A 12,379-nucleotide genomic window follows, 5' to 3' on the forward strand; every position below is an offset into this window, starting at 1 on the left:
CGGACGAGATGAGCGCATGTCGTGATTCCTCGAGCCTGACAGGTGCTCTGCCCGTGGGAAGATGTCAGAACCATGGCAGGAGGCGATCTCACCCCAGACACGGCCGCCCGTGGCGCCCAGGACGCAGGCGGCGGACAGGAGTCTGCCGTGCCTGCCGCCTGGCAGATCGAGGCGTTCGACCGCTACCTCCGCTACGAGCTGGACCTCTCTCCGCGCACGGTCACCGCGTACAGCGCGGACATCCGGCAGCTCGCAGGGGACTGCGCAGGGATGGGGATCACCGACCCGGCCGAGGTCGAGCCCATCGACCTCAGGGAGGCGGTCCAAGGGCGTTTCGAGTCCGGACACTCGCCGCGGAGCATCGCTCGCAGCGTCTCCAGCGCCAAGAAGTACTTCGACTGGCTCGTGCTCCAAGGCGTGAGGGACACCGACCCGAGTACACGGCTTTCCGCCCCGAAGCTTTCGCAGCGTCTCCCCGCCGTGGTCAGCCGCCGGGACATGCAGTCCGTGCTCGAGGCGCGTCCAGAGCAGCACAGGGTTGAAGAGCACGCTCCCGAAGCGCCAGGTGCCGAGGCGGCCGGTTCCAAGGACGCCACAGCGCAGGAATCGACTCCACAGGAGCCCACGTCGGCCGAGCACGCTCTCGCCCTCCGTGACGCCGCCCTCCTCGAGGTGCTCTACGGGACCGGGATGCGCGTCGAAGAGCTGTGCGGCATGGACGTGAGCTCCGTGGACACGGACCGTGGCATCGCCCGCGTCGTCGGAAAGGGAGACAAAGAGAGGGCTCTGCCGCTCGGGCGGCCTGCCCTCGATGCCCTCGACGCATGGCAGCGGGAGGGCCGTCGTCTCCTGGCGAACGAAGGGGAGATGGCGCTGTTCGTGGGCGTCCGCGGCAAGCGGATCGGCCAGCGGCAGGTCCGGGACGTGGTCAATCGAGCGCTCGCCGCACTCGGGACCACGAGCGCTCGCGGTCCGCACGCCCTGCGGCACACTGCGGCCACGCACATGCTGGACCAGGGCGCTGACCTGCGCAGCATCCAGGAGCTGCTCGGCCACGCCTCTCTCACGACGACGCAGATCTACACGCACGTCTCCGTCGACCGTCTGAGGCAGGCGTACCGCCAGGCCCATCCCCGCGCCTGACACGCCGCAGAATCTGCGCGTGCCTCCGGCGCGTCGCTTGCCCGTCGCACAGCGGGGTCGGCAAGATGGAGGGTGCAACAGTGCACACATCGAGTTCCGGATCAGGCCCGTGGGGAAGACGTGCCTAAGGAGGGACCCACGTGAGCACATCATCGTCGTCGAACAAGGCCATGGGAGCCCGCGCTGCGCAGCGCGGGGGACACCAGGCCCAGTCGTCCGCGTCCACACGCGGCACGCTGTTCATCCATTCGGCTCCCAATGCCATGTGCCCGCACATCGAGTGGGCCATCGAGTCCGTGGTGAGCCGCCGCACGGCCTGCGCATGGAAGCCGCAGCCCGTGGCGCCCGGCATGGTCCGCGCTGAGCTCGCCTGGGAGGGCCCCGCCGGTTCGGGCTCCCTCCTCGCATCGGCTCTGCGCGGCTGGCCGCACATCCGCTTCGAGGTGACGGAGGAGGCCTCCGCCGGGAACGACGCCGGCCGTTGGTCCCACACCCCGGAGCTCGGCATCTTCCACGCCACCACGGACGTCCACGGCAACATCATGGTCTCCGAGGAGCGGATCCGCTTCGCCTACGAGCAGGGCGCCGGAGACCCTGCCGTCATGTACCACGAGCTCTCGCTGGCACTCGGCGAGGCCTGGGACGAGGAGCTCGAGCCCTTCCGCCACGCCAACGAGGAGACGGACACCGTCCGCTGGCTCCACCGGGTCGTGTAGCCCTCCCTCGCGGGTCTCGCAGCGGAGGCGCAGACAAGCGGCGTCGGCGAGCAGGACAGACAAGCAGCTTCGGCGCGCAGCACACACGCGCAGGACAGACGCGCAGGACAGACGACCAGGACAGACGACCAGTACAGACGAAAGAGCGGGCCGCGCTCCCTTGGGGAGCGCGGCCCGCTCTTCTCTTCGCCGGGTTCAGCCCCTCAGACCGGCACCGGGGCCGGCGACGTGTGGAACAGGCCGGCCCGTCAGACGCTGCGGATCGCGGCGACGGCGTTGTGTCCGCCGAAGCCGAAGCTGTTGCTGAGCGCCAGGACGTCGCCCTGCGGCAGGGAGCGGCGCTCCGTCACCACGTCGAGCGGGATGGCCGGGTCCTGGTTCTCCAGGTTGATCGTGGCCGGCATCTCCCGGTTGTACACCGCGAGCGTGGTGAGCACGGCCTCGACGGCGCCCGCGGCGCCGAGGAGGTGACCCGTCTGGGACTTGGTCGCCGAGACGGCGATGTTGTTGACGTGCTCGCCGAACGTCGCCTTGAGAGCCGTGTACTCGGGCACGTCGCCCACCGGGGTGGAGGTGGCGTGCGCGTTGACGTGGACCACGTCCTCCGGACGGGCGCCGGCGTCCTCGAGCGCGGCCCGCAGGGCGCGCGTGGCGCCGAGGCCCTCGGGGTCCGGAGCCGTGATGTGGTGGGCGTCCGCGGTGACGGACGTGCCCGCGAGCTCGGCGTAGATCTTCGCGCCGCGGGCCTTCGCGTGCTCCTCTGACTCGAGGACGAGCGCGCCGGCGCCCTCGCCCATGACGAAGCCGTCACGGTCCACGTCGTACGGGCGGGAGGCGCGCTCCGGCTCGTCGTTGCGGCGCGAGAGGGCCTGCATGCTGGAGAAGGCCGCGAGCGTGATCGGGTGGATGGCCGATTCCGCGCCGCCGGTGACGACGACGTCCGCCTTGCCCGAGCGGATCATCTCCAGGGCGAGGTCGAGCGCCTCGGTGCCGGACGCGCAGGCGGAGACCGGGGTCCGGGCCGCAGCGCGGGCGCCGAGGTCCAGGGAGATGGTTCCGGAGACGGAGTTCGGCATGAGCATCGGCACCGTCATCGGCATGACGCGGCGCGGGCCCTTCTCGCGGAGCGTGTCCCAGCCGTCCAGCAGCGTCCACACGCCGCCGATGCCCGTGGCGAACGCGACGCCGAAGCGCTCCGGGTCCACCTCGGGCGTGCCGGCGTCGGCCCAGGCCTCACGGGCGGCGATGACGCCGAGCTGCGTCGAGGGATCCATGCGCTTCAGCTCCACCCGCGAGAGGACCTCGGAGGCGGGGGTGGTGACGCGGCCCGCGATCTTGGCCGGCAGCTGGTATTCCTCGACCCAGTCGTCCGTGAGGAGGTGGATGCCCGCCGTGCCAGCGGTCGCGTTCGTCCACAGTTCTTCGACGGTGCCGCCGATCGGGGTCGTCGCACCGAGTCCGGTGATCACTACTTTGCGAGACATGGCTTGTTCCTTACAGCGGTCATGAAGTCGAGGGAGGGGAAAGGTGAGGGGGTGCGCCGCCCGAGGAGGCGGCGCACCGGGCCGGACTACTTGCCGGCGTTCTCGATGTAGTCGACAGCGTCGCCGACCGTCTTGAGGTTCTTGACGTCCTCGTCCGGGATCTGGACGCCGAACTGCTCCTCGCAGTTCACGACGATGGTCATCATCGAGATCGAGTCGATGTCGAGGTCCTCGGCGAAGGACTTCTCCGGCTTGACGTCCTCGACCTCGATGCCGGTCTCCTCGTTGACGATGGTGGCGAGACCGCTGAGGATTTCTTCCTTGGTAGCCATGATGGGCTCCTTCTTCTCTGAGATGTGGACGCCGGGCGGCGTCCGTGTGGATCGGCGGGGAGGCTGAGCGCCGTCCCGCCTGCCGGCCTCGCAGCCGGCCCCGAGGATGGCCTCGGAAGGGTGTGGGGCTGGCCCGCCCGCGGGCTAGGCCTTCGGCTCGCCCGGGAGGACGACGACCTGGGCGCCGAACACGAGTCCCGCGCCGAAGCCGATCTGCAGCGCGAGCTTCCCGGCGAGCTCCGGCTTCTCGTCCAGCATCCGGCGCATGGCCACGGGGATCGAGGCGGCCGAGGTGTTGCCCGTGTCCTCGATGTCCCGCGCCACGTGCACGGACTCGGGGAGCTTGAGCTGCTTGACCATCTCGTCGATGATCCGCATGTTCGCCTGGTGGGGGATGAACGCGCCGAGCTCCTCGGGCGCCACGCCGGCGTCCTCGAGCGTGCGGCGGGCCACCTTGGCCATCTCCCAGACCGCCCAGCGGAACACGGAGGGGCCGTCCTGGCGGAGGGTGGGCCAGACGGCCGCCGGATCGGAGATCTTCTCCATGTCGAGGAGCGAGTGCGTCATGCCGATCGCGTTCCACTTGTTCGCCTCGGAGCCCCACATCGAGCGGCTGATCCCGGGCGTCTCGCTCGGGCCGATGACGACGGCGCCGGCGGCGTCCCCGAGGAGGAAGCTGATGGTGCGGTCCGTCGGGTCGATGAAGTCCGAGAGCTTCTCGACGCCGATGACGAGCACGTGCTCCGCCATGCCGGAGCGCACGAGCGCGTCTCCCTGCGCCACGCCGTAGCAGTAGCCCGCGCAGGCGGCGGAGACGTCATAGGCCGGGACGGTCGGGATCCCGAGCCGCCCGATGAGCTGGGTAGCCGCCGAGGGCGTCGCGTACGGGTGCGTCACGGTGGAGACGACGACGGCGCCGATCTGCTCCGCGGACAGGCCCGCGTGCTCGAGGGCGGACCGCGCGGCGCTCTCCGCCATGTCGACGACGCTCACCTCGGCCGTGGCCCGGCGTCGCGTGACGATGCCCGTGCGCTGGCGGATCCACTCGTCGCTCGAGTTGATCGGCTCGATGAGCTCGGAGTTCGGGACCACGCGCTCGCCGCGGTACGCCCCCACGCCGAAGATGCGGGAGTGCTCCCGGGGTGTGTACTGGGTCAGCCGGGGCTGCTCGTTCAGCTGTGCGCTCATGCGTCAGAGCCTTCTTCCTGGGTGCGGCCCCCGGCGTGGGCGGCGGCGAACTCGCGCGCCGCGTCCAGCTCGTCAGGGGAGTTGAGGGTGAACCGCTCGGCGGACTTCAGCCCGCGCTTGGCAAGGCCCGCGAGCGTGCCGGCCGGGGCCACCTCGAGGACGCCCGTGACGCCCTGCCGCTCCATCTCCGCCATGCAGAGGTCCCAGCGGACCGGGTTGACCACCTGGTCCACGATGAGGTCCAGGTACACCTTGCCGTGCTCCACGGCCGAGCCGTCCTTGTTGGTGAGGAGGACCTTCTCCGGGTCCTGCGTCACGAGGCCCTCCGCCACGCGGGTGAGGTGCTCGACGGCGGAGCCCATGTACCTCGTGTGGAACGCGCCGGCCACCTTGAGCTCGACGGCGCGGGCGCGAGCCGGCGGGTTCTCCAGCAGCTGTGCCACGGCGGACCGGCTGCCCGCGGCCACGATCTGGCCCGGGGCGTTGACGTTGGCCACGAAGGCGCCGGCCGACTCGATCGCGGCGAGGACCTCGTCCTCCTTGCCGCCGAGGATCGCGGCCATGGTGGTGTCCTCCTCAGCCGCGGCGGAGGCCATGAGGCGCCCGCGCTCGCCCACGAGGGCAGCCGCGTCGTCGTCGGACAGAACGCCTGAGAGGGCGGCCGCCGTGATCTCGCCGACGGAATGGCCCGCGTAGAGGTCCGCCTCGACGCCGAGCGCGCCGGCGGAGACGATGCCCGCGGCGACGATGAGCGGCTGGGCGATGGCCGTGTCCTTGATCGTGGCCTCGTCCGAGACGGTGCCGTGCTCGGCGAGGTCCGTCTTGGAGGCTTCTGACAGTTTCTCCACCTGCTCGCGGACGCTCTCGTCCTCGAGCCACGGGTTGAGGAAACCGGGAACCTGGGAGCCCTGACCAGGGCAGACAATGGCTAACACGAGATCAAGCTTTCCAAACCTGGGCCCCTCGCACTGTCATTGCGATGGACCAACATGACGGGAACTGTTTGTAGGAAGTCTACAACCCGCTCGAGGCGGGGCGGGCGAGCCTTCCCGCGATGAGACCCGCGTGGAGCACGAAGGCCTCTCGCGGGTCCAGGGGGTCCCATCCCGTCTCCTGCCGGATGCGCTTGAGGCGGTAGCGGACGGTGTTCGCGTGCACGTAGAGCGCGCGGCTCGTGGCCTCCATCGAGTGGCCCTTCTCGATGAACACCCCGAGGGTCTCGATGAGCCCCGGATGCGGCTCGAGCGGCGCGAACACGGACTCCACGAGGGCGCGCGCCGCCGACTGGTCCCCGTTGAGGAGGCGCTCCGGCCACAGCGCCTCCGAGGAGACGGGCCTCGGTGCCGACGGCCACGCCCGTGCCGCCGCCATCCCCGCGAACGCGGCCTTGGCGGAGGCGCTCGCCTCGGGGAGCGTGCTCGCCTCCGGCCCGTAGACCACGGGCCCCTCGGCGAAGCACTCGGCCACGGCGGCGAGCGCGCGGTCCCGGTTCTTCAGGCCGCTGAGGACGAGGATCAGCCGGTCTCCCTGCACCCCCACGAGCGAGTCCGAGGCGTGCGCGGCCACCCGGCGGCGCACGGCCATGACCTCGGTGCTGTCCTCGTGCTCCGCGGAGGGGCCGACGACGACGGTCATCGGCTGCGCCGTCGAGAACCCGACCGCCGAGATGCGGCTGCGCAGCGCGTCCGAGTTCTCGCCGCGGATGATCGCGTCCACCACGAGCGCCTCCATGCGCGTGTCCCAGGCGCCTCGGGCCTCGGCCGCCCGCGCGTAGACGTCCGCGACCCCGAAGGCCACCTCGCGCGAGTACTTGAGCACGGCCTCGCGCAGGGCGGGGAGCTCGTGCTCCTCGACGACGGAGGGCGCGTAGGCCTCGACCGAGTCGACGACGACGCGGACGAGCTGGAGCGCCTGCTGCAGGCTGACGGAGCGGGTGAGCTCGGCGGGGGAGTTGGAGAAGATCTCGCCGACCGTCCACCCGTCCGACGTGGGCTCCTCATACCACTCGACGAAGGCCGAGATGCCGCGCTGGGCGATGAGCCCGAGCTGCGAGCGCTCGCGCGGACGGAGCCCGCGGAACCAGGAGAGGGAGCGGGTCAGCTTGATGATGGCCGCCGTGGACATGCGGCCGAGGTGGGAGCGCAGAAGCGCCGCAGTGCGGTCCGAGGGTGCGGACTGCACTGCGGCGCTCTGTTCGGACACGGTCAGATCAGGCGTCGCCGCCGACGGTGCCCGTGGTGCCCTTGTTGACGTCGTCGATGCCGTACTGCTCGTACGCCTTGCGCCAGGTGCCCTCCGGCACCTCGCCGCGGCGCTCGAGCATCTGGAGCGTCTTGACGACCAGCGAGGCGGTGTCCACCTTGAAGAAGCGGCGGGCGGCGGCGCGGGTGTCCGCGAAGCCGAATCCGTCCGCGCCGAGCGAGGCGAACTCGTTCGGGATGAACTGGCGGACCTGATCCGCGACGGCGTGCATGTAGTCCGTCGTGGCGATGACCGGGCCCTCCGCGCCCTCGAGCTGCTGGGCGATGAACGGCGTGCGCTTCTCGCCTGTGGCGAACTCGTGGGCCTCGGCGGCCACGCCGTCGCGGCGCAGCTCGTTCCAGCTCGTCACCGACCAGACGTCGGCGGAGACGCCCCACTCGTCCGCGAGGATCTTCTGCGCCTCGAGCGCCCACGGCACGGACACGCCCGAGCCGAAGAGCTGGGCCCGGGGGCCGTCGTTCTCCGCGCGCTTGAGGAGGTAGATGCCCTTGAGGAGGCCGTCCACGTCGAGGTCCTCGGGCTCGGCCGGCTGGAGGATCGGCTCGTTGTACACCGTGAGGTAGTACATGACGTTCGGATCCTCGTGCTTGCCGCCGTACATGCGCTCGAGGCCGGCGCGCATGATGTGCCCGATCTCGTAGCCGTAGGCCGGGTCATAGGCCACGACGGCCGGGTTGGTCGAGGCGAGGAGCGGCGAGTGGCCGTCCGCGTGCTGGGTGCCCTCGCCGGTCAGCGTGGTGCGGCCCGCGGTGGCGCCGATGATGAAGCCGCGCGTCATCATGTCCGCGGCCGCCCAGATGCCGTCGCCCGTGCGCTGGAACCCGAACATCGAGTAGAAGATGTAGATCGGGATGAGCGGCTCGCCGTGCGTGGCGTAGGACGTGCCCGCCGCCGTCATCGCCGAGACCGAGCCGGCCTCGTTGATGCCCGCGTGCAGGATCTGGCCCTTCTCCGACTCCTTGTAGGCGAGGACGAGCTCGCGGTCCACGGAGAGGTAGTTCTGGCCCTTCGGATTGTAGATCTTGGCCGTCGGGAAGAACGCGTCCATGCCGAACGTGCGCGCCTCGTCCGGGACGATGGGGACGACGCGCTTGCCGAACTCCTTGTCCCGCATGAGGTCCTTGAGCAGGCGCACGAACGCCATGGTGGTGGCGGCCTGCTGCTTGCCCGAGCCCTTGCGGGCGATCTCGAACGTCTTGTCCGAGGGCATCTTCACCTCGTCGTGCTTGACGCGGCGCTCCGGCAGGAAGCCGCCGAGCTCGCGGCGGCGCTCCAGGAGGTACTTGATCTCCGGAGCGTCGGGGCCCGGGTTGTAGTACGGCGGGTTGTAGGGGTCCGCCTCGAGCTGCTCGTCCGAGATCGGGATGCGCAGGTGGTCGCGGAAGGACTTGAGGTCCTCCAGCGTCATCTTCTTCATCTGGTGCGTTGCGTTGCGGGCCTCGAAGTGCGGGCCCAGGCCGTAGCCCTTGACCGTCTTGGCGATGATGACGGTCGGCTTGCCCTTGAACTCGGTGGCGGCCTTGTACGCCGCGTAGACCTTGTGGTAGTCGTGCCCGCCGCGCTTGAGGTTCCAGATCTGCTCGTCCGTGAGGTCCGCCACGAGCTCCTTGGTCTGCGGCGTCTTGCCGAAGAAGTGCTCGCGGACGAAGCCGCCGGACTCGCCCTTGTACGTCTGGTAGTCGCCGTCCACCGTGGTGTTCATGATGTCCACGAGGGAGTTGTCCCGGTCCTTCTCGAGGAGGGCGTCCCACTCGCGGCCCCAGAGGACCTTGATGACGTTCCAGCCGGCGCCGCGGAAGAAGGCCTCGAGCTCCTGGACGATCTTGCCGTTGCCGCGCACCGGGCCGTCGAGGCGCTGGAGGTTGGCGTTGATGACGAAGGTCAGGTTGTCCAGGTTCTCGTTGGCCGCGAGCTGGAGAAGGCCGCGCGACTCGGGCTCGTCCATCTCGCCGTCGCCGAGGAAGGCCCAGACGTGCTGGTCCGAGGTGTCCTTGAGGCCGCGGTTGTGCAGGTAGCGGTTGGTCTGCGCCTGGTAGATGGCGTTCATGGGCCCGATGCCCATGGAGACCGTGGGGAACTCCCAGAAGTCCGGCATCATGCGCGGGTGCGGGTAGGAGGAGAGGCCGTTCGGCGCCTTCGAGGCCTCCTGGCGGAAGGCGTCCATCTGCTCCTCGGTCAGGCGGCCCTCGAGGAACGCGCGGGCGTACATGCCGGGGGAGGCGTGGCCCTGGAAGAAGACCTGGTCTCCGCCGCCCGGGTGGTCCTTGCCGCGGAAGAAGTGGTTGAAGCCGACCTCGTAGAGGGTGGCCGCGCCCGCGTACGTGGAGATGTGGCCGCCGACGCCGATGCTCGGCTTCTGCGCGCGGTGCACCATGACCGCGGCGTTCCAGCGCATCCAGGCGCGGTAGCGGCGCTCGATCTCCTCGTCACCCGGGAACTGGGCCTCCTGGTCCACCGGGATGGTGTTGACGTAGTCCGTGGTGGTCACCATGGGGACGCCGACGCTGCGAGCGCCCGCCCGCTGCAGGAGCGACCGCATGATGAACTGCGCGCGCTCGGTGCCCTCGGACTCGATGAGCCCGTCCAGCGACTCGATCCACTCGGCCGTCTCCTGGGGGTCCGAGTCGGGAAGCTGGTGAGTCAGGGCGCTCACGATGTGAGCGTGTTCTTCGCCTGCAGTCACTGTGTAACCCTCTTTCATGCACATTGCGAGTGGAGCGGCTCTGTCTCCGCCCAGGGGGCTGTGGAGCCGCTGGGACTCTCCGGTGCAGTCGGCTTGGCGGCCCGCGTGCGCGGGCAGATCTGCGTGGACAGTCCACCCCCCACTCTATCCCCACGCGAGGCCCCGCCGCGGCGTGATCAGCGCCGCTATGAGACGCCCCACAGTCGCCGGATCCGGGGCTGTCCGCCCGCGCAATCCGGGTCCGCGGACGCGGACAGGTTAGATTAGGCGTAGGCAGGGCGCCTGAGTCTGGGCGCCGAACCGACATGACTTGGAGGCACGAGGTGAACCCACAGGGTTCCGCGACGAACGATTCCATCCGCCAGGAGCTCGACTTCCCGGACGACTGCCTGGTTCAGGAGTTCGGGTACGACGACGACGTCGACTTCGCGCTGCGCGACGCGATCGAGGAGATCACGGGCGAGGAGCTCTTGACGGAGGAAGACCACGAGGTCGTGGACGTGGTGCTCGTGTGGTGGCGCCAGGGCGACGGCGACCTGGTCGACATGCTCGTCGACGCCCAGGCCACGCTCGACGAGGGCGGCGTCGTGTGGCTCCTCACCCCGAAGAAGGGGCGCGAGCTGCACGTCTCGGCCACGGACGTCGCGGAGTCCGCTCCGACGGCGGGCCTGCACGTGACGCGCACGGCGGGCCTCAGCGAGGACTGGTCCGCCACGCGGCTGGTCGGACGCCGCGTGGGCGCCGAGCGCAAGTAGGCCGCGCAGAGCCAGCGCGAGAGCAGGCAGCGCGCGAGCGCGGGGCCCGCGAGAGAAGAAGGGCGGTCCTCCCGAACCGGGAGGACCGCCCTTCTCGCGTCTGCCCCTGAGGGGCCGGGCTGCGCCCGAGACGCTACGGCGTCGCGACGTCGTCGTGCTCGAAGGCCTCCGTGTCCACGTTGCGGCGGACGACGAACCATCCGGCGACGAGGAGGACGGCCACGGTCGGCACGCCGGCGAGGACCGCGAGGCGGGCGTGGAGGTCCTCGCTGAACGCGAGCATGACGAGGACCATCGCGAGGAACGCGAGGCCGAAGATGTTGAGCGCCGGGGCCCCGCGGAGCTTGAAGTCCGGGCGGTCCATCTCGCCGCGCTTGGCCTTGCGGACCATGGCCCAGTGGGAGAGCAGGATCATGGACCAGACGCCGATGATGCCGATGGTCGCGATCTCGAGGACGATCTCGAACGCCTCGGACGGCCAGAAGTAGTTGATGGCGATGCCGACGAGCCCGAATCCGGCGGTCGTGAGGATGGCCGCGAACGGGACGTGGGTCTTGCTCATCTTCTGCAGGTAGCGCGGCGCGGTGCGGGCCATGCCCATCGAGTGCAGCACGCGGCCCGTGGAGTAGAGGCCCGAGTTCATCGAAGAGGCCACGGCGGAGATGAGGACGACGTTCATGATGTCCGCCATGTGCACCGGGCCGAGGTGGAAGCCCACGCGGTCGAGGACCGTGACGAAGGGCGATTCGCCGGCGGTGTACTGGCTCGAGGGCAGCAGGAGCGCGAGGAGCGCGATTGTGCCGATGTAGAACGTCAGGATGCGCCACAGGACCGAGCGGACGGCGGAGGGCATGACCTCCTTGGGGTTCTCCGACTCGCCGGCGGCCACGCCGATGAGCTCCATCGCGGCGAAGGAGAAGATGACGCCGGACATGAGGGTGAAGGCCGGGAGGACGCCGTTCGGGAAGAAGCCGGACTCGGTGATGTTGTGCAGGCCGGCGGTCGCGTGGTGTGCGGAGTCGCTGAGGTCGGCGCGCGTCACGATGAAGTAGATCGCCACGAGCATGAAGGCGATGATGGTGGCCACCTTGATGATGGAGAACCAGAACTCCATCTCGCCGAAGATCTTCACGCCGATGAGGTTGACGGCGAGGACGATGGCGAGCGCGATGAGCGCCAGGGCCCACCTGGGCATGGTGTCGCCGATCGCGGGCCAGAAGACGAGGAACCCGGCGATGGCCGTGGCGTCGGCCACGAGCGTGAACGCCCAGTTGAGGAAGTGGAACCAGCCTGCGGCGTAGGCGGCCGGCTCTCCGATGAACTCGCGGGAGTAGGCCACGAAGGCGCCCGGGGTGGGGCGGTGGAGGACCATCTCGCCGAGCGCGCGCACCACGATCATCGCGACGGCGCCGCAGATGGCGTAGGACAGGATGAGCGAGGGGCCCGCCGAGTGGAGGCGGCTGGCCGAGCCGACGAACAGGCCCGAGCCGATGGCGCCGCCGATGCCGATCATCTGGATGTGGCGGTTCTTGAGGTGCTTCGCGTAGCCGTCGCCGGCGGGGGGGTGCGTCTCCGCGGCCCGCTGTTGTGTCGTGTGAGCCAAGTCGAACGGTCCTCGTGTGGTGGTCGGATGGGACAGAAAAAGGCACCTGGAGTGGTGCCGCTCACTCACAGTACTGGCAATCACCCCTGCCACAAACGCGGGCGCCGCCGAGCGGGGTGCGGCTCACAGGTTTCCCGGTCTGGGTGTTCCGCGCCACAGCGGGGAGAATTCAGGCCTCACGGGGCCGGGACGGGAAGAGCCCGCCGCATCACT

General features: G+C 69.8%; 10 protein-coding genes. 3 read left to right on the top strand and 7 right to left on the bottom strand.

What is annotated here, in order from left to right; genetic code table 11:
* Positions 1–72 precede the first annotated feature (72 nt).
* Both H9I38_RS00830 and H9I38_RS00835 read left to right on the top strand, forming a co-directional pair.
* Complete coding sequence (locus tag H9I38_RS00830; protein WP_226336740.1) at positions 73–1,143, top strand: tyrosine recombinase XerC; 1,071 nt, start codon at positions 73–75, stop codon at positions 1,141–1,143.
* A 170-nt stretch (positions 1,144–1,313) separates the two neighbouring features.
* The gene (locus H9I38_RS00835) at positions 1,314–1,859 is read left to right on the top strand and encodes a DUF3145 domain-containing protein (RefSeq protein WP_226337315.1); all 546 of its coding nucleotides are present in this window, start codon (positions 1,314–1,316) and stop codon (positions 1,857–1,859) included.
* A 248-nt stretch (positions 1,860–2,107) separates the two neighbouring features.
* Here H9I38_RS00835 and fabF read toward each other — a convergent pair whose 3' ends face one another.
* The 6 genes from fabF to aceE form a co-directional block, all read right to left on the bottom strand.
* Complete coding sequence (fabF, locus tag H9I38_RS00840; RefSeq protein WP_226336741.1) at positions 2,108–3,343, bottom strand: beta-ketoacyl-ACP synthase II; 1,236 nt, start codon at positions 3,341–3,343, stop codon at positions 2,108–2,110.
* A gap of 86 nt (positions 3,344–3,429) precedes the next feature.
* Positions 3,430–3,675 (bottom strand): acyl carrier protein, encoded by a 246-nt coding sequence (locus tag H9I38_RS00845; RefSeq protein ID WP_226336742.1) that lies wholly within the window; start codon positions 3,673–3,675, stop codon positions 3,430–3,432.
* A gap of 144 nt (positions 3,676–3,819) precedes the next feature.
* Positions 3,820–4,863 carry a beta-ketoacyl-ACP synthase III gene (locus H9I38_RS00850; protein WP_226336743.1) on the bottom strand — a complete coding sequence of 348 codons (1,044 nt, stop codon included), beginning with the start codon at positions 4,861–4,863 and terminating at the stop codon, positions 3,820–3,822.
* Complete coding sequence (locus tag H9I38_RS00855) at positions 4,860–5,798, bottom strand: ACP S-malonyltransferase (protein ID WP_226336744.1); 939 nt, start codon at positions 5,796–5,798, stop codon at positions 4,860–4,862. Before H9I38_RS00855 ends, H9I38_RS00850 begins: the two co-directional genes overlap by 4 nt.
* Positions 5,799–5,877: 79 nt before the next feature.
* On the bottom strand, positions 5,878–7,065 hold the full coding sequence (locus tag H9I38_RS00860) for a PucR family transcriptional regulator (RefSeq protein ID WP_226336745.1): 1,188 nt from the start codon (positions 7,063–7,065) through the stop codon (positions 5,878–5,880).
* A 7-nt stretch (positions 7,066–7,072) separates the two neighbouring features.
* Positions 7,073–9,826 carry a pyruvate dehydrogenase (acetyl-transferring), homodimeric type gene (gene aceE / locus H9I38_RS00865; protein ID WP_226336746.1) on the bottom strand — a complete coding sequence of 918 codons (2,754 nt, stop codon included), beginning with the start codon at positions 9,824–9,826 and terminating at the stop codon, positions 7,073–7,075.
* Positions 9,827–10,131: 305 nt separating this feature from the next.
* Between aceE and H9I38_RS00870 the strand changes: the two genes are divergently transcribed.
* Positions 10,132–10,563 (top strand): DUF3052 domain-containing protein, encoded by a 432-nt coding sequence (locus H9I38_RS00870; protein WP_226336747.1) that lies wholly within the window; start codon positions 10,132–10,134, stop codon positions 10,561–10,563.
* Between the two features lie 133 nt (positions 10,564–10,696).
* Here H9I38_RS00870 and H9I38_RS00875 read toward each other — a convergent pair whose 3' ends face one another.
* Complete coding sequence (locus H9I38_RS00875) at positions 10,697–12,166, bottom strand: amino acid permease (protein ID WP_226336748.1); 1,470 nt, start codon at positions 12,164–12,166, stop codon at positions 10,697–10,699.
* Positions 12,167–12,379 lie beyond the last annotated feature (213 nt).

The sequence above is a fragment of the Arthrobacter sp. UM1 genome (genome assembly GCF_020483305.1).
In the GTDB taxonomy this organism is placed as follows: domain Bacteria; phylum Actinomycetota; class Actinomycetes; order Actinomycetales; family Micrococcaceae; genus Falsarthrobacter.